We start from the raw sequence: 17,975 nt of genomic DNA, 5'->3' as shown, positions 1-17,975 counted from the left end.
GTTGCAGCCGCAGTGCCGGGTCGCGGACCACGTCCCGCCATTAGCTCACGCTGATGGTGATGCCGAGCGCCTGCGCCGCGCTGACGATCGTGTCCGTCTGCTCTTCCAGAGCGACGATGGCGTCAAGCACGGCCTTCCGCCCGGCGTCCGCGTCGGACACGCCCTCGAGCAGATGCTGATCGAACGGGGCGTCGATCGCCTTGGTCAGGTTCACGCTCAGCTCGATCTCCGCCGCCAGCTGCTCGGCGATCTCCGCGTCCTGGGCCTCGATCAAATCAAGGACCCCGGGACCGGACACCTGGCCGAAGTTGCCCAGAAACACCATCTGAATTCCCAGGGCGTTCCCGACGATGTCGGCCGTGGTGTTGTCGGAGAAGCAGGAGTGCTCGTCCTCCTGCGACCGCGCCTCGTAGGCCACGGTCATGCGCTCGCCCGCCAGCTCGCCGCGGCTCAACTCACCGATACCGGTGATGATCCGTCGCAACGCTTCGTCGGTGTCGACCGCGGTGAACTCCGCGCGATAGTTGTCTCCGCGGCCCGGCGCCCACGCGTCCACCATGTCCTGCAGATGCTGCAGCAGCAAGTCCGACGCCACGGCCAGGTAGGTGGCGCGGCGGTCGGCATTCGCGGCCGTGGTGAAGTCCTCGACGGACCGTTCACCCGGTCCGGCCGCGCTGAGGTCCTGGCCCCACAGCAGGAATTCGATGGCGTGCCAGCCGGTCGACACGTTTTCCTCGCCGCCCTCTTCATTCAGCGACACCAACAGGTCGGCGTTGATGACCGGGAAGGTCTCGGCGTCGTTGATGATGCCGGCGCTCGGGTTGTCGACCACGTAGTCGATGTACGCCTCGTCCAGCGGCCAGGCGTTGATCAGCCCTTCAGGACCATCCTCTGGATGGTCGATGGGGCCGTCGTAGAAGCGGAAGGCTTCGGTCGGCCCGTAGTCGTCACGGGCGATCAGCCACATGCGCTTGGCGGCCTCGAGATGCGCCGGCGTGGGCTCGGTCAGGAACCGGTCAATGGCCCGGTCCATGGCCTGCGCTGAGCTCAAGCTTTGCGCATAGAGGTGGTGGACGCCGTTGGCGTAGTTCGCCACCACGTCCTGCTTCAACTCGGTGGAGGGTCCGCTTTCGCCGCAGGCTGCCAACAGCCCGGCCATGAGACCCGCCACCACGACGAGAACGATTCTTCGCACGGCCCCTCTCCCATCCGCGTCGCGTCCACCGCTGGGGTTAGCGCCGACGCCTAAAGTTCTTAGCCTCTACTAAGAGACGGCCGTAGGATAGGCGAACGCCCGGAGTTGTCAAGGCGGCGCCCACAGCCGCAGGCCTCAATCCCCGTCGCCTCCGTCCGCGCGGGCGCATCGCCGTCCACGCTCCCACTCGCCGGGCAACCAGACCTCGCTCGCGCGGGGACAATCCACACGGGCGCCCGACCGCGCGGCTCGCTCCCAACGATTGGCCGGTTCCGCCCTCCGTCGGGCGCGCACACACCGCCAACGCTGGCATGCTGGGGGCGCCACCCGCACGAGACGACGCTTGCCGCACCGCTGGTCTATTCCGCGCCTAAGCCTGCCCGGGCTCGGTCATCGACTCCGCGGCCGCCAGAGGTCCAGAATCACGCGGGCCGTCCTCGCCGCCGTCGGCCTCGGGCTGGTGGGCGTGGTTACGGCCGCTCTTCTGGGCTGGGCCATCCTCACCGAGCGCGGTGTGACCTTTGGCCTCGCCGACCTGCCCGAGCTGCGCCACGCGGACGCTCCCGCCATCGGCGCCAACACCTTCCTGCATCGCGAAGCGGACCCGGCCAAGGTCGAGCGCGAGCTGGAGATCCTGGCCCGCGCCGGCATCGGCCTCATCCGGCAGGAGATCCCGTGGGTCGAGATCGAGCCTCACGCCAAGGGTGTCTACATCGACAACCACGGCGAAGATTCCTGGGCCAAATACGACCGCATCGTCGAGTTGGCGCAGGGCTTCGGCATCGAGGTGCTCGCCCGGCTCGACCGCCCCCCGGCCTGGGCTACGCCCGGCTTCGACCCGCAGGAAAATACGTCAATCCAGATGCCCCCCGCGGACTTCACCGACTTCGCCGACTTTGCCGCCGCGGTCGCGGCGCGATACCGGGGCAAGGTGAAGTATTTCCAAATCTGGAACGAGCCCAACCTCTTCGGCGAGTGGGGCGGGCAGCCGCCGGACCCCGCCGCCTACCTCGACATGCTGCGCGAGGTGGGTGCGGCCGTACGGGCCGCCAATCCCGACGCCGTCATCGTCCTGGCCGGACTGGCACCAACCATCGAAACCGGGCCCGACAACCTCAGCGACCTACTGTTCATGGAGCGGCTCTATCAGCTGGGCGCCAAGGGGGCGTTCGACGTGGCGTCCAGCATGTCCTACGGCCTGTTCACCGGTCCGCGCGATCCGCGCATCGAGGCGCCGCGGACGAACTTCCCTCGCGCCGTGCTCTGGCGCGAAATCATGGAAGCCCACGGCGACGCCGGCACGCCGATCTGGGCCTCCGAATACGGCTGGATGTCGCTGCCTCCCGGCTGGCAGGGGGATCAGGGCATCTGGGGCAATCACCCGGCGGCGGACCAAGCGGCCTGGACCGTGGACGGCATCCGGCGGGCGCGTGAGCAATGGCCCTGGCTGCCCACCATCACCATTTGGGCCTCGCGCTGGCCGCACGACACCCACCCGGACGACCCCACGCCGTTCTTCGGGCTGCTCACCAAGGACTTGCAGCCGCGCGACCACATGCTGGCCCTGGAACAGGCTTACGCCGCCGCGCCCGGCGCCGGCATCGGCCTGCATCAGGAAACGCACGCCGCCTTCAGCTTCGATGGACCCTGGCCGCGCGTGCCCAGCGACTGGGCCTCGCTCGGATTCCACCGCCAGACCGGGCAGCCCGACGCACGGCTGGAGCTGCGATTCGAGGGCGACTCCGTCGGCCTGCTCACTCGGCGCGGTCCCGACATGGGACAGGTGCGCGTACGCATCGACGGCCACAGCGCCCTGGCCGACGCCCTCCCGCGCAACGCCGCCGGCGAGGCGATTCTGAACCTCTACGCCCCTGAGGTGGAGCGCCTGGCGCGCATTCCCATCGCCCGCGGGCTGTCCCAAGGCCCGCATGTGCTCGAACTGACGGTGATGGCCGAGCGCGACCCGCAAGCGTCGGGCGGGCTGGTCATCGTCGACGGCGCGCTGGTGGGCAACTCGCGGCCGCTCTGGCCCTACGCCGCCGTCGCCGTCACCTGGGCGCTGGCGCTGGCCGCGCTGGTCTGGGCGATTGGCGGTCGCGCCGCGCGGGTCGCCGCGCGCATCCCGCGAATCGACATATTGGATCGGCGTCTGCCGCTCGGTCTGCACGTCGGCGAGGTGGCCGCCGTTGCGCTCGCTGTGGTGTTCGCCCTGCTGCCCGACGGCACGCCGGCATCCGCCTGGACCCTGGCTCGGCTGGTGCTGGCCGCGGCGCTGGGCGCGCTGGCATTGGCGCGCCCGCGTCACATCGCCATCGCTGCCGTCGCGGCAATCCCCTTCGTCGGCGTGATCGCGCGCACCGGCATCTACGACCGTCCGGTCGGCGAGACGCTCATCGTGATTCTGGTCATCGCCTGGGCCGCGCGCGCGCTGGCGCAGCGCCACTGGCCGCTGCATCGCCGCGGAGACTCCGACGGACCAGAGCAAGCCGCGTCATCGCCGCGTCCGACCCTCTCGCCCCTCGAGGGAGCGGGCGGACGTGCAGGGTTCATCTCCCGGCTGTTCCGGCGTCCGGCGCCCTCTCCCCTTGTGGGAGAGGGCGGGGGTGAGGGGTTAGCCCCACCGGCATTCCGGCGTCCGGCGCCCTCTTCCCCTGAGGGAGAGGGCAGGGGTGAGGGGTCCGCCCCCTCGTCTCTCCCGCGAAGGTGGGAATCCACCGTCGTTTACCGCTGGCTAGCAAGCCAGAGCGCGTGGCTCTGGCTTGCGCTCGCCGTCATCGCCGCCGGCGTCGCCACCACGCTCGCCGCGGACTTTCCGCGGGTCGCCTGGCGCGACCTGCGCACCGTCATCGTCGAGCCCGCGCTGCTCTTTCTCGTCCTGCTCAGCGTGATGCGCGACCGCGCCGACGCGCAGCGGCTCGGCGTGGCGCTGGTGCTCGGGGCCGTGGTGTCGGCAGTCGTGGCCCTGGCGCTCATCCCAACCGGCGCCGTCGTCACCGATGCCGGACCGCCGCGGCTGCGCGGCCTGTTCGGTTCGCCCAACAACCTCGCGCTCATTCTGGAGCGCGCCCTGCCCGTGACGGTTGGACTGGCGCTCGCCTTCGCGTCACGCCCGCGTGTTCGCGCCGCCGCCTGGGCAGCCGCGGCGCTGGTGCTGGCGGTGCTGGTGCTCACCTTCAGCCGCGGCGCCTGGATCGGCGCGCTGGCCGGCCTCGCGTTCGCCCTGTACCCCGTGTGGCGCCGCGCGCCACGCCTTGCCCGCATCGCCGCACCGCTCATCGGGGTCGGCCTGATAGTGGCGGTCGTCATCACCACCGGCGGCGACAACCTCGCGCGACTCCTGCGCCCCTCCGACGCGGCCACAGCCGCGCGGCCGCTGCTCTGGGACTCCGCCTGGCGCATGATCGCCGACAACCCCGTCCTCGGCGTCGGCCCGGACAACTTCCTCTACCACTACCCGGACTACATCCGCCCCGAAGCCTGGGCCGAGCCCAACATCTCGCATGCGCACAACATCGCCCTCGACACCTGGCTCACGCTGGGCATTCCCGGTCTCGTGGTCCTGGTCGGCGTGCTGGCCGCCTACGCCCGCACCTGGCGCACCGCGCTGCGGCGCAGCGCCGGCGGAAGCCGGGCGCTCGTCTACGGCCTCGGCGGCGCCATGCTCGCGACGCTCATGCACGGCGTCGTGGACAGCAGTCTCTATCTCCCCGAGCTCGCCGCCACCTTCTGGGTCGTCGTCGCGGCCACCGTCATCCTGGCCACGCCGCCCGCCGTCATTCCGAGCACAGCGAGGAATCTAGAGCCCTCGTCTCCCACGCCTCAGACCACTTAGCTTCCGGCGGTACACAGCCCCTCAGCCCGTGACGGCTGCCTCCCGCTCCTTGCCTCGATCCGGCGCACGATCAAACCCAACGAACTCCACCTCGGCGTAGTCCGCGAAGCGCCGCGCCATCACCGTCAGCGCCTCCGGGTTGTTGTCGATCAGCACGAACCGCCGGCCCAGCTCCAGGGCCGCCTCGCCCACCGTGCCGCTGCCGGCGAAGAAGTCCATCACCGTGCCGCCGGGCGGACATGAAGCCTGGATGATGCGCCGCGCGATGCCCACCGGCTTCTGCGTCGGATAGCCGGTGCGCTCCTTACCGTTCGTGGGCACGATGGTGTGCCACCAGGTGTCCGTGGGCAGCTTCCCCCGCGCCGCTTTCTCCGGACCGACCAGGCCCGGCGCCATGTAGGGAATTCGCTCGACTTCGTCCGTGTCGAAGTAGTACTGCTCCGGGTCCTTGGCGTAGACGAGGATGTTGTCGTGCTTCGGCGGCCATTTCTTCTTGGTGCGGCCGCCGTAGTCGTAGGCCCAGATGATCTCGTTGAGAAAGCCCTCCCGCCCGAAGATGCCGTCCAGCAGCACCTTGGCGTAGTGCACCTCGCGGTAGTCGAGATGCAGATACAGCGACCCGGTCGGCGCCAGCACGCGATGCGCCTCGAGCAGCCGCGGCTCGAGAAAGCCGAGGTAGTCGTCGAACGCGTCGTCGAAGGCCCGCGTCCCGAGCCGCTCGGTGCGGTAACGCTTGCCCTGAAAGCCCGTCCGGTCGCCTTCCGGGTCGCGCACGGTTCGCAGTTGCGTGCGCGACTGGGCGCGGCCCGTGTTGAACGGCGGATCGACGTAGATCAGGTCGATGCCGCCCGACGGCATGTCCTGCAGGATCGGCAGGTTGTCGCCGAAGTACACGCGGTTCATTGCCAGCCTCGCCGGTCGACGCGGTCCGATCCCCTGTCCCTCAATGAGCGCTTTGCGTAAACCACCGTCATTCCCGCGGAGGCGGGAATCCACCCTTCAGTGCATCCGGGGCGGAGAGGATTCGCGGGATCATCGTCGCGCTTGGCTGAGTTTCGCAAGGGCCTCTTGACGCGAGAGGGATAAAGCTTGCCCCGTACTCGATACGAGGGTGAGGGTGAAGTCCCCGGCCACCCCGCTTCTCACGGGTCTCGTCGGCTCGCACCTCTTGCGCCCGCACCCTCACTTGCCGATGCAGAACTTGGCGAAGATGGTATCCAACAGGTCCTCCGTCGCCGATTCGCCGGTGACCTCGCCCAGCGCCTGCACCGCGCCGCGCAGGCCGATGGCGATGAAGTCCGCGGGCAGCCCGCCGGCCACCGCCTCGCGCGCGCTTGCCAGCTCCTCCCGCGCGCGCTCCAGCGCCTGCTTGTGGCGCAAGCTGGCCACGGTTCCGAGGTCGGGATTGGGCGAGCCGTCGCCGATGAGCGTGCGCAACGCCGCGCGCACCCCGGCCACGTCGCCGTTGATCGCGCTCGTGCGGCACACCGGCGCCTCGATAAGCCCGGCAGCGTCGTTGGTGGTGGTCGCTGACGGCAGGTCGGTCTTGTTGAGGACGACGATGGACTGCTTCCCCGCCGCCGCCACCTGCCGCGCCGCGTCAAGGTCGGCATCCACCAGGGCGCGGGATCCGTCCAGCACCAGCGCCGCCACGTCCGCGGCGGCCAGCGCCGCCCCGCTGCGGTCCACGCCGATGCGCTCCACCGGATCGTCGGTCGGTCGCAGTCCCGCCGTGTCGCTGAGCCGCACCGGGATGCCGTCCAGGTTGAACGACTCCTCGACCACATCGCGCGTGGTGCCCGGGACCTCCGTCACAATGGCGCGCTCCGTGGCGAGCAGGGCGTTCATCAGCGACGACTTGCCTACGTTCGGGCTGCCGACCAGCACCACGCGGAATCCATGCCGCTGCAGCATTCCGCGATCCGCGCCCGCCAGGATCGCCTCCAGCGTCCCGTCGATTCGCTCGAGCGTGCGCCGCAGGTCGTCGCGCGGGACCGCCGGCACGTCCTCTTCGGCAAAGTCAATCTCGGCCTCCAACCGCGCCATCAGATCCAGGCAGGCCCGCCGCAACTCCCGCACGGAGCTGGAAAGGCGACCGCCGAGCTGATCCGCCGCCGCGGCCAGCGCCTCGGCCGTCGGCGCCGCCACCAGGTCGGCCACGGCCTCCGCCTGCGCCAGGTCCAGGCGACCGTTCAGAAACGCCCGCAAGGTGAACTCGCCCGGCTCGGCGGGACGGGCCCCGGCCCGGAGCACGGCGTCGAGCACGCGGGACGTAACCAACAGTCCACCGTGGCCCTGAAACTCCACAACGTCCTCGCCGGTATAGGAGTTCGGCCCCGGCATGAAGAGCAGCAAGCCATCGTCGATCACCGCGTGCGGCGGAGCCGGATCGATCACGTCCACGCGATGCGCATAGCGAGGACGCGGATGCTCGATCCCCTCGCGAAACCGCACGACCCGCTCGGCGACCCCGCGCGCCTCGGGTCCGCTGGCGCGCACGATGCCGATGCCACCCGGCCCCGGCGCCGTGGCAATGGCCGCAATCGTGTCGGTCAGCGCGCGCGTCACCGCCGCACCGTGGCCGATGTCCGGTCCCCTCTCCCTTGACGGGAGAGGGTTAGGGTGAGGGTGCAGGCCCGGAACGCCTTCTCACGCTCCGCCACGGATTCCCCCCTCATCCTGTCCTTCTCCCACAAGGGGAGAAGGGACTCGACGGCTCGCGCTCTGCTCTCTTCTGTCATTCGAGCCGCACCCATCGGTCACTCCGAGCCGCAGGCGAGGAATCTCAGATGCCCCACCTCGGCTGCCAGATCGGCAACTCCAGATTTCTCACTTCGTTCGAAATGACAATCAATGTTCGGCATTTCCGGAGGCACGAATTCCGACCGCCAACGCCCAGCCCCGCCTCAAGCCGGCGCAGCCGCCAGCCTGGCCTCCGACGGCTCCGCCGCGGCCAACGCGCGGGCGTATTCCCGTTGCAGCATCCGCTTGCTCACGTGGATGCCGATTTGGTCCCAGGGCAGCGGCTCGGCGGGATCGCGGTGGCGGTAGATCATCTCGTCCAGGTCCACCCCGGCGTCCGCGACGCCGGCGAACCACGCCTCCGCCTTGAAGTGCTCCATCCAGCCGTCGAAGCGGCAGCCGCGGTCCCAGGCGCGGCGAATCACGCGCCCCACGCGCCGGTCGCCCAGCGCCAGCAGCGCCTCGACCTGGCTCTCCTCGGTGTCGTGCCACATCAAGTGCACGTTGCGGTCGCGCACGATCTCGAAGCAGGCCCGCTGCTTGGCGCGGATCGCTTCCGGACGGTCCTGCGGATGCCATTGGAATGGCGTGAACGGCTTGGGGATGAAGGTCGACACCGTCACATTCACCTTCGCTTTGGCCCCGTGATGCCCCCGCCCCACGGCCATCACCCGGTTGGCCAGGTGGGCGATCGCGCGGGCGTCGTCCAGCGTCTCGGTGGGCTGGCCGATCATGAAATACAGCTTGATCGTGCGGAACCCCTGCGCGAACGCCATGTCGCAGGTGTCCAGCAGGTCCTCGTCCGAGATCTCCTTGTTGATGACCTGGCGCATGCGCGGCGTCGCCGCCTCGGGCGCGAATGTCAGGCTGCCGCCTCGCTTGCCGCCGCGCTGCAGCGCCCGCGCGATGTCGACGTTGAAGCTCTCGACGCGAGTGGACGGAATGCTCACCTGCAGGTAGTCGGGCGTGGAGTCCTGCACCTCGCCAATCAGCTCGTCCAGGCCGTCGTAGTCCACGGCATTGAGCGAGAGCAACGACACGTCGCTCTGCCCCGTCGCCGCCAGGCATTGGTCGATGGCCGCCGCCACGCCCTCCGCCGATCGCCGGCGCACCGGTCGGTAGATATAGCCGGCCTGACAGAATCTGCAGGCCCGCGCGCAACCGCGGTCCAGCTCGACGGCCACGCGGTCGTGCACCACTTCCGTGAGCGGCACGACCGGTTGAGACGGCGCGGGCACGGCGTCCAGGTCCACGAACTGCCGCTCGATCTGCGCCGGAGCGTCCGGGTGCAGCCGGTCGTATTCGATGAATCGCTGGCCGTCGAAGCGCGGCCGGTAGAGCGATGGCACGTAGATGCCTGGAATCTCCGTGGCGCAGTGGACCAGGAACGCGCGGCGCCAGTCCGGGCGCTCGCGATCGACATCCGCCAGGGCGTCGAGCAGGCGCGGCAGCAGCTCCTCACCCTCGCCGATCGCGATCAGGTCGAAGAAGTCCGCCATCGGCTCGGGATTCATCAGCGCCGAACCGCCGCCCAGGATCAGCGGGTCGCCGGGTCCGCGCTCGTGGCTCTCCAGCGGAAGGTCCGCCAGATCCAGCATCTCCAGCACGTTGGTGTTCCCGCTCTCGTAGCTGAGCGAGAACCCGAGCATGTCGAAGTCCGCCAGCGGTCGACGCGTCTCCCAGCCGAACAGCGGCAAGCCCGCCTCGCGCATCAGGTCCGCCATGTCCGGAAACGGCGTGAAGGCGCGGTCGCAGAGGTGCGGCGTGCGGTCGTTGACCTGCTCGTACAGCACCCCCATGGCGAGGTTCGACATCCCGATCTCGTACGCATCGGGGAAGCACAGCGCGAAGCGCGTCGCGGCCTCGTCCCAGGGTTTGCGTCGGGCGTTCAACTCGCCGCCCGTGTATTGCGCGGGCTTGGCGACGCGATCAAGGAGAGGCGCGATGTCGACGACGGGGTTCATATGACGATGGCCAAGGACTGCCGACACCTGGTCCGGCACCTTAGCATGCGCCCTCGGCCGTGGGTCGCTGGATGTTTCGGTAGAACGTGTGCGGGCAGCCGCAAGGGCTGCCCCTACAGCCGAATTCGTGGAGGGACGCCCCTCCTTGGCGCCCAATCCGGTCCCCTCGCCCTGGAAGGGAGAGGGCTAGGGAGAGGGTCATCCGAGGTTGCCCGGCGGGGAGAAAAGACGTGGGCTCGCATCCTTCGATGCGAGCCCACAGCGCGATACGTGTCCGTGATCGCGCCCGGTCGTCTGGCGGACCCGGGGACTAGAGTCCCAAGCGAGCGAACTCGCGAGTGCGGGATCTCAGGTGTCGGAAGCAGGCATCCGGGTCCGGCGTGACCTGCTGCCCCGCGACGACTCGCCCGTCACGCCGCGGGGCGCAACCTGTCAATTTGCCAGCGTCCCATCTCGACGCGAATGTTTCGCATCACGCCACCTTTGGCGGTGCTGGCCCGTCGATCAACCGCTGATCCGCGGGCCAGGGACGACCCGAGCAGCGCTGTTAACGCTGCGTGTACATCGTATACGAACTATCGGGCTCGGCGCAAGGCTGGCGTGAGTGGCGGTGTTGTTGCGGAGTGACCGTTGGTCGTGACGGAAAGGCCTCGAATTCCCGCGCGCTTCTGACGGATGGGATTGGGGTGAGGGGTCGGCGGCGCCACTAGCCGCGCCGTCAGTGAATCCCCCTCAACCTCACCTTCTCCCGCGAGGGGAGAAGGGACCGGACCCGACCCTGCGCGCCGAAGCTTGTTTAGTGCTCTAAGCCGGCTGGCCAATGGCGTGGAGAAATTCCGCGCGCGTGGCGGGGTTGTCGCGGAAGGCTCCGCGGGTCACGGTCGTCACCATGCGGCTGCCGGGCTTGCGCACGCCGCGCATGGTCATGCACAGGTGCTCGGCCTCCACCATCACCGCCACGCCGCCGGTGTCGAGCACGCGCTCGATCGCGTCGGCAATCTGGCTGGCCAACCGCTCCTGCACCTGAAGCCGCCGGGCCAGGTGCTCGACCACGCGCGCCAGCTTGCTGAGGCCGACGATGCGGTCGTGGGGCAGATACCCCACGGCAACCGTGCCGAAGAACGGCAGCAGGTGGTGCTCGCAGAGCGAGTGGAATTGGATGTCCCGAACCACCACCATCTCATCGTGCCCATGCTCGAAGGTGACCTCGAGATGCTCGTCGGGGTCGGTCCGATGCCCGTTGAGCAGCTCGTCGTACATCCGCGCGACGCGGGCCGGCGTGTCGAGCAGGCCGTCGCGGTCCGGGTCCTCGCCGACGGCGGTGAGGATTTCGCGCACGGCGGCCTCGATGCGCTTGTGGCGCGCGGCGAGCTCCTCGCGAGTGGGAAGCGGCGCCTGGGCGCCGTTGGTGGATGCGGTCATTCGATTGGTCCTGTGGGTGTGGTAGCCGCGGCGTGTGGACGCGCGATGGCGTCGGGCGGATCGTAGGGCCCGCCGAAGCGATCGGCGCGGCCGCCAGGCCCGACGCTGTGAGTATACGCAGGCGCCCGGTCGGGTCACGAAGCCGCCGGTTGTAGCGCAACCGGCGCGTGCGCGCCCGTCATAATCGGGCCGTCCACCCAAGCCCAGGGATGGCTGCGCCCATGCGCCCTGCGTCCGTCAAGGCCGTGACCTACAGCGCGATGTGGGCGTTCTTCGTGCCGTTGGCGGCCTCGCAGGTGCTGCAGCAGGTGCGGCACCCGCTGCTCGATGCGGGCATCGCGCGCGGACTCGAGCCGGCGGCGTCGCTGGCGGCCTTTGGCGTCGTCAGCGGCGTGGTGCAGATTCTGGGCGCGGCGGGCATCGCGGTGCAGAGCGCCTACTTGGTGCTGGTGCGCGGACGCCAGTCGTATCACTTCATGCGCCGCTACACGGCTGTCTACACCCTGGGCATCGTGGGCCTGACGCTGGTGACGGCGCTGCCGGGCAGCGGGCCGTGGTTCTTCGAGCAGCTGATGGGCACGCCCCCGGCGCTGACGCCCCGCGTGGTTCAGATGATGCAGATCGCCGCGCTGGTGCCGGTCTTCAATCTGGCACGGCTCTTCTATGTGGCGCAGCTGGCCCATCTGCGGCAGACGCGCGTGGTGTGGGTGGCGCCGGCGGTCAGCATCGCCTTGCTGACCGTCCTGGCGCTGGGCGTCATCCCCAATGTGCCGGTGGCGGCGAGCGTGGCGGGCGCGACGGTCTGGCTGGCGATCGCCGCCGTGGAGGCGGTGGTGCTCGGGTGGCTCGCCCACCGCGCCTCGCAACGCGCGCCCTACGGCGACGACCCGGGCGGACAGCCGCCCCTCGACGTACGCCAGGTGACCTGGTTCGTGCTGCCCCTCATCGCCACCCAGTTCTCGCTCGCGGCGGGCCTGCCGCTCACCAACGCCGGACTGCTGCGGCTGGACGATCCGGAGACCTCCGTGGCGGCCCTGCGCGTGGCCATGAGCCTCATCATGGTCAGCATGGCCGCGCTGGCCACGCTGCGGCAGGTGGTCCTGGTGATGGCGCAAGATCCTGTCGATCACGTGCGCGTGCGCACCTTCGTGGTCGGCATTTCGGCTGGTCTGACCGCGCTCATGGCGCTCATCGCCTTCACGCCCGTGGGACGGTTTGCGCTGGAGGGCGTGATCGGCGCGCCGCCGCACGTGGCCGAGGGGGCGCTGCCGGCGCTGCAGATCTTCGTCGCGGTGCCCGCCGTGATGGGGCTGCGGCAGTTCTACTCCGGCCTCACCATGCACCAGCGCCGCACGTCCCTGGTGGCGGCAGCCGCCCTCGGACGGCTGGTGCTCATGGCCGCCTTGCTGTTCGTCCTCGCGCCCGCCGCCGCGCTTGCCGGCGCCTGGGTGGGAGCCATGGCGCGCACGGTGAGCATGGCCAGCGAGTCGGCGGCGGCCTACGCGATTGGCCGGCGCTACGTCGGCCGGGCGGTTGGGTAGCTCCCCGCGTCGAGGTCGCGGATGACCCCCTCCCCCTGTTAAGAGACCTTTGCGTAGTCCTTCGTCATTCCCGCGAAGGCGGGAATCCACCCCTCATTGAACCTCGGGGCGGATGAAGTTCGCCCGGTCATCGTCAAGCTTGGTCGGGTATTGCTCGGGTCTCCGGTTAAGGGGAGGGAGCAGGACTCCAGCACGGAGAGGGTGTTAAGCGATCAGTCCCCGCGATCCTTCCGCAGCGCTTCGATGAGCGCATCGTTGCGGGCGGCAACGAAGCGCTCGAACTCGCCCGGTTCCCAGGTGAAGAGCCCCCGGCCCTCGCGCGCCCCGGTGTGGCCGGCGGCCACGGCTTTCTCCAGGAACGCGGGCGGCTCGTCGCTGGCGTCGAGGTCCGGCCCCAGGTAGGTGAAGATCTGGCGATACACGTCCAGCCCGGCCATGTCGGCCTGGCGCATGATGCCGAGCACCGGAATGCGCCGCGCCAGCACGCCCTTGATGAGCACGTCGATCTCCTCGGCGGTGGTGACGCCCTTGTCGATCAGGCTCAGGGCTTCGCGCGCGAGGGCGAACTGCAACCGGTTCATCAGGTAGCCCGGCAGCTCTCTGCGGATGTGCACCGGCTGCTTGCCGAGCGATTCGAGCACCTCGCGCAGGCCGTTAATCGTGGCCGCGTCGGTCGCTTCACCTGGAGCAATCTCAACGATCGGGAGCAGGTGCGGCGGGAGCATCCAGTGGGCCAGCGCCACGCGCTCGGGGTGCGCGCAGCCGCTGGCGATTTCAGTGATGCTGATGCTGGACGTGTTGCTGGTGAGGATGGCGGGCGGTGGGCAGAGCCGGTCCAGCTCCGCGAAGACGTCCTGCTTGACTTCCAGGTCCTCGGCCACGGCTTCCGCGCCGAACTCGGCCCCGGCCGTGGCGTCGGCGAGAGTCTCCGCAGCGCGCAGCCGTCCCACGATCACGTCCACGTCGGCGGCGGCGATCACGCCGGCGCGCACCAGGTCCTGCGCGTCCTCCCGCGCCTCGGCAATGGCCGCTTCGGCGCGGCCGGGGGCAGCGTCGTACAGCGACACCTCGAAGCCGCCGCGCGCCAGCTCGAGCGCGATCCCATGACCCATGCGTCCGGCGCCCACCACCACGGCCCTGCGCCCATTGCCTGCCGTTGAATCAGAAGTCACGGTTCCATCCCCCGCTGCGTTCCACCGGCACTATGAGCATAAGTCCCACGGGCCGGAGAGATACACTGCCGGCGTTGGCCGCATGACATCCACAGACACCACCGGGACGCCTTCCGCAGCCGGAGCGACGGACGGCCTGCTGGCCCCCATTGCCGCGGCCTTTGCCGTTGCCGCTCGTCCCGGAGTGCTCGGGCTGGGTTTGGCGGCGGGAGCGGCGATCGGTGCGCTCGGCGGCTGCGCCGTCGCGCTGGCCTACATCCGCTCGCCGGCGGCCATTCCGTTCATCGTCATCGCCGCTGCGCTCATCGTCGTCGCTTGGTCCATATCCGCGGGCGCCGTGGCGGCGTCGAGCCGGCGGGACGCCACGCTCGCGGCGGGCCTGCGACAAGCCTTCGGGCGAGCCGTAGCGCTCGTGGCGGCGGCCATTCCCGCCGCGCTGGTCGTGGGCGTACTGCTCGCGGCGCAGTTGGGCGTATTCGCCCTCACGCAGATGGGCGCCCGCGGGCCGCTGGGTGAGCTTCCGGACCGGCCGTTGGCGTTGATCGCGCTGGTCTACACGTTGATCGTTGCCATGAACGTGATGGTCATCGTCCCCACCGGCGCCCTGCTGTGGCTGGTGGTGCCGCACGTGATGGGCGGCGCGGGACCCGTCGCAGCGCACGCACGGGTGCGCGCCGCGTGTTGGATGCGTCCCGGCCTGGTGCTGCGCACCATGGTGGGCGTGATCATCATGGCCAGCGCCGCCGCCGCCGCGCTGCTCGGAATCGCGGCGCTGGGCCTGGTGGTGGCGTCGTTCGCCCAGATTCTGGGCGCGGGCGAGACCTTCCTGCTGCGATTCTCCGAGCCGCTGGTGTCGGATATGTTCATGACGGTGACCGTCGACAACCTGGCGGCGGTGGTGGTGATGGCGACCGGCTTCGGGGCGGCGATCGGCGCGGCCACCGGCCCCAGCAGCATGCTAGGGGTCGCGGGCGGGGCCTATCTGGCAAGGCACGTGGCGCCAGTCGAGCCGGAGGCTGATCCCGAGGGATAAGCTCCCGGCGCCGAGCCAACCTCTTGTCATTCCGAACAACGTGAGGCATCTAGCGTCTCTGGCCTCGCGGCCGGGGTCGTGAATCTGAGATTCCTCGCTGCGCTCGGAATGACTGATGAGGAGGATGCCGCCTAGCCGCAGGCGCCGAAGCCGCAGGACGGGCAGACGAGGCAAAGCCCCTGCGCGCGCAGCGGCGCGGCGCAGTCCGGGCAGGTCGGCGCCGGTGGCCGCATGACGGGCGGCGGCGCCGGCGGACGCGGCCGGACATCCCCGATGCGTGGAGGAGAAAGCGTCGCCGCCTGTTGGTCTTTGAGGGGAGCCATGGATGCAGTATAGCAGCATGTTCGGTATTTGTCTGGTAGTACGCCGGGCCGCCCCCGCGCCTATACTTCGGCGCCCCATCCACTGAGGATCAACGTCCATGTCCGCCCTCGTTTCGCGCCTGGCCGATCTGGTGGCGATCAACAGCGTCAACGCCAGCCTGCCAGGCGGACCTGGCGAGCAGGCGATGGCGGACTACGTGGCGAAGGCCGCGCGAGCCATGGGCGCCGAGGTGGAGCTTTACGAGGTCGAGCCGGGCCGTCCCAACCTGCTGGCCCGCATCGACCGCGCACGCCCCCGCACGCTGATGTTCGAGTGCCACCTAGACACCGTTGGGCTGGCCCCGATGCCAGACGCCTTGAATCCGCGCGTCGAGGGCGGGCGGCTCTACGGACGCGGCTCCGCCGATCCGAAGGGCTCGCTGGCCGCCATGCTCAGCGTCCTGGAGAGCGCCGCCGCCGACCCGACGTTTCCGGTCAACGTCTGGCTCGCCGGGTCCATGGACGAAGAGATCACCATGCGCGGGTCTCGGGCGCTGGCCGAGCGCCGGCCCGCCGTGGACGCGGTGATCGTGGGCGAGCCGACCAACCTGCAGCCCATCGTGGCGCACAAGGGCGTGCTGCGCTGGCGCGTGCGCACCACCGGCGTGGCGGCGCACAGCGCGACGCCGGAGCGCGGTCGCAACGCCATCTTCGATATGCAGACGGTGATCGGCGCGCTGCGCGCGGGCATCGAGCCGGGCCTGGCGAAGTCGTCGCACCCCCGCCTGGGCCCCGCGACCTGGAGTGTGGGCGTGATCGAGGGCGGCGAGGCGGTGAACGTGGTGCCGGACGCCTGCCAGATCGACTGCGACCGGCGGCTCCTGCCCGGCGAGGATCCCGACGCGGTGCTCGCCGAGGTGGACCAGGCGCTGGACGCGTTGCGTCAGGCCGACGCCGGACTCCGCGTCGAGCGCGAGCCGCCCTACGTCCACGTGCCGCCGATGGAGACCGGCGCCGACGAGCCCGTGGTGCGGGCAACCGCGCAGGCGCTGACTGAGGCCGGTCGCGATCCGACCCTGGCCGCCGTGGCCTATGCCACCGACGCCTCCATGCTGGCGTCCATCGGCGGGCTGCCCGCCGTGGTGCTGGGTCCCGGCGACATCGCGCAGGCGCACACAAACGACGAATGGATCGAGTTGGCCGAGCTCGAGGCGGCCGTGGGCGTCTATCGCGGAATCTGCGAGGCCTTTGCCGATGCGGCGTGATCGAGCGCGCCCGCGATCTACAATGCCGTCCGCTCGGAAGACCCTGACGATGCCATGCCGGTAACGGCGGATGTGTGCGTGCTCGGCGGCGGCCCTGGCGGCTACGTGGCTGCCCTGCGGGCGGCCGCGCTTGGGGCCAATGTCGCGCTGGTCGAGGCCGAAGAGGTCGGCGGCGTCTGCCTGCTGCGCGGCTGCATTCCCTCGAAGGCCCTGCTCCGCAGCGCCGAGGTCTACCAGCTCGCGCTCCACGCGGGCGCGTTCGGCGTCAACGTGTCGGGGGTCGAAGCCGACTATGCGGCCATGCGGGCGCGCAAGGACCGCATCGTGCGCCAGCTCGTACGCGGGGTGGGCGGCCTGCTGGACGCCGCCGGGGTCACAGTGGTGCGCGGCTACGGCACGCTGGCGGGCGCCGGCGTCGTCGAGGTGGATATGGGCGATCGCGGCGACCTGGTCATGGCGCCCAAGGTCATCATCGCCAGCGGCTCGTCGTCGGTGATGCCGCCGGTTCCTGGCACGGACCTGCCGGGCGTGATCGACAGCGACGGCGCGTTCGAGCTGGAAGAGCCGCCGGCCCAGATCGTTGTGGCCGGAGCGGGCGCCGTGGGCGTTGAGTGGGCCACGTTGTTCGCGCTGCTGGGGAGCGAGGTCACGCTGGTCGAGATGCTCCCCACGGTGGTTCCCAACGAAGACGCCGAAGTGAGCGCGGCCCTGCGCAAGATTCTTGTGCAGCAGGGCGTGACCGTGCGCGACGGCACCCGCATCGAGTCCATCGCCGAGCGCGAGGGCGGGCTGCGCGTGAGCCTGGCAAAAGACGACGAGACTTCAGAGGTCGACGCCACGCACGTATTGATGGCCACCGGGCGACGGGCCAATGCAATGAATCTTGGGCTCGATCGCATGGGCGTGACGCACAGCGGCCAGGGGATTCCCGTGGACGGCGCCATGCGCACCAACCGGCCCGACGTCTACGCCATCGGCGACGTGACCGGGCAGCGGCTGCTGGCGCACGTGGCCTCGCACCAGGGCGTGGTCGCGGCGGAGAACGTGATGGGCGGCTCGGCGGTCTACCACGACGACACCGTGCCGGCCTGCACGTTCACCCATCCCGAGATCGCCAGCGTGGGGCTCACCGAGGCCGACGCGCGCGAGCAGCACGGAGAGGTGATCGTGGGGCGCTTCCCCTTCCAGGCGCTGGGCCGCGCTCGAGCCTACGGCGATACCGACGGCTTCGTGAAGCTGGTGGCCGACGGCGCAAATGGACGGCTGCTGGGGATGCACGTGATCGGCCCGGCGGCCAGCGACATCATCGCCGAGGGCGCGCTGGCGCTGCAGCTCGAGGCCACGCTGACAGACCTGCGCGAGACGATCCACGCGCACCCGACCTTCCCCGAAGCCTCGGCCGAGGCGGCCTGGGCAGCGATCAACCAGCCGCTGCACCTGCCGCAGCGGCGCGCCCGTGCGCGCTCCTCCTGAGGTCGATTCCCGCTTCCGCGGGAATGGCGGCGCT

Annotated in this window: 11 protein-coding genes; 5 read left to right on the top strand and 6 right to left on the bottom strand. The window is 70.0% G+C overall.

What is annotated here, in order from left to right:
- Nucleotides 1-40 precede the first annotated feature (40 nt).
- Nucleotides 41-1,195 carry an iron-regulated protein gene (locus tag OXG79_02960; protein ID MCY3782728.1) on the bottom strand — a complete coding sequence of 385 codons (1,155 nt, stop codon included), beginning with the start codon at nt 1,193-1,195 and terminating at the stop codon, nt 41-43.
- Between the two features lie 460 nt (nt 1,196-1,655).
- Here OXG79_02960 and OXG79_02955 point away from each other — a divergent pair, with 460 nt between their 5' ends.
- Nucleotides 1,656-5,027, top strand: a complete 3,372-nt coding sequence (locus tag OXG79_02955; GenBank protein ID MCY3782727.1) for an O-antigen ligase family protein — start codon at nt 1,656-1,658, stop codon at nt 5,025-5,027.
- A gap of 21 nt (nt 5,028-5,048) precedes the next feature.
- Here OXG79_02955 and OXG79_02950 read toward each other — a convergent pair whose 3' ends face one another.
- The 4 genes from OXG79_02950 to folE all read right to left on the bottom strand — a co-directional run bounded on the left by OXG79_02950 (nt 5,049) and on the right by folE (nt 11,155).
- On the bottom strand, nt 5,049-5,930 hold the full coding sequence (locus tag OXG79_02950; protein ID MCY3782726.1) for a site-specific DNA-methyltransferase: 882 nt from the start codon (nt 5,928-5,930) through the stop codon (nt 5,049-5,051).
- Nucleotides 5,931-6,209: 279 nt separating this feature from the next.
- Nucleotides 6,210-7,595, bottom strand: a complete 1,386-nt coding sequence (gene mnmE / locus OXG79_02945) for a tRNA uridine-5-carboxymethylaminomethyl(34) synthesis GTPase MnmE (GenBank protein MCY3782725.1) — start codon at nt 7,593-7,595, stop codon at nt 6,210-6,212.
- A gap of 338 nt (nt 7,596-7,933) precedes the next feature.
- Nucleotides 7,934-9,733: a TIGR03960 family B12-binding radical SAM protein gene (locus OXG79_02940; protein MCY3782724.1), complete on the bottom strand. Its 1,800-nt coding sequence runs from the start codon at nt 9,731-9,733 to the stop codon at nt 7,934-7,936.
- Nucleotides 9,734-10,537: 804 nt separating this feature from the next.
- Nucleotides 10,538-11,155 carry a GTP cyclohydrolase I FolE gene (gene folE, locus OXG79_02935; protein ID MCY3782723.1) on the bottom strand — a complete coding sequence of 206 codons (618 nt, stop codon included), beginning with the start codon at nt 11,153-11,155 and terminating at the stop codon, nt 10,538-10,540.
- Between the two features lie 221 nt (nt 11,156-11,376).
- Between folE and OXG79_02930 the strand changes: the two genes are divergently transcribed.
- A complete protein-coding gene (locus OXG79_02930) occupies nt 11,377-12,696 on the top strand; it encodes a hypothetical protein (protein MCY3782722.1) in 1,320 nt (439 codons plus the stop codon).
- Nucleotides 12,697-12,908: 212 nt separating this feature from the next.
- Here OXG79_02930 and OXG79_02925 read toward each other — a convergent pair whose 3' ends face one another.
- Nucleotides 12,909-13,868: a 3-hydroxyacyl-CoA dehydrogenase NAD-binding domain-containing protein gene (locus OXG79_02925; protein MCY3782721.1), complete on the bottom strand. Its 960-nt coding sequence runs from the start codon at nt 13,866-13,868 to the stop codon at nt 12,909-12,911.
- A gap of 82 nt (nt 13,869-13,950) precedes the next feature.
- Between OXG79_02925 and OXG79_02920 the strand changes: the two genes are divergently transcribed.
- The 3 genes from OXG79_02920 to lpdA all read left to right on the top strand — a co-directional run bounded on the left by OXG79_02920 (nt 13,951) and on the right by lpdA (nt 17,941).
- Nucleotides 13,951-14,901 (top strand): hypothetical protein, encoded by a 951-nt coding sequence (locus tag OXG79_02920; protein ID MCY3782720.1) that lies wholly within the window; start codon nt 13,951-13,953, stop codon nt 14,899-14,901.
- A gap of 421 nt (nt 14,902-15,322) precedes the next feature.
- Nucleotides 15,323-16,468 (top strand): M20 family metallopeptidase, encoded by a 1,146-nt coding sequence (locus OXG79_02915; protein MCY3782719.1) that lies wholly within the window; start codon nt 15,323-15,325, stop codon nt 16,466-16,468.
- A 54-nt stretch (nt 16,469-16,522) separates the two neighbouring features.
- On the top strand, nt 16,523-17,941 hold the full coding sequence (lpdA, locus tag OXG79_02910; protein MCY3782718.1) for a dihydrolipoyl dehydrogenase: 1,419 nt from the start codon (nt 16,523-16,525) through the stop codon (nt 17,939-17,941).
- Nucleotides 17,942-17,975 lie beyond the last annotated feature (34 nt).

This window comes from Chloroflexota bacterium, from assembly GCA_026706485.1.
GTDB lineage: Bacteria > Chloroflexota > UBA11872 > UBA11872 > UBA11872 > JAJECS01.
Note: the sequence above shows the minus strand (reverse complement) of the source record. Positions and strands in the feature narration are given on the sequence as shown.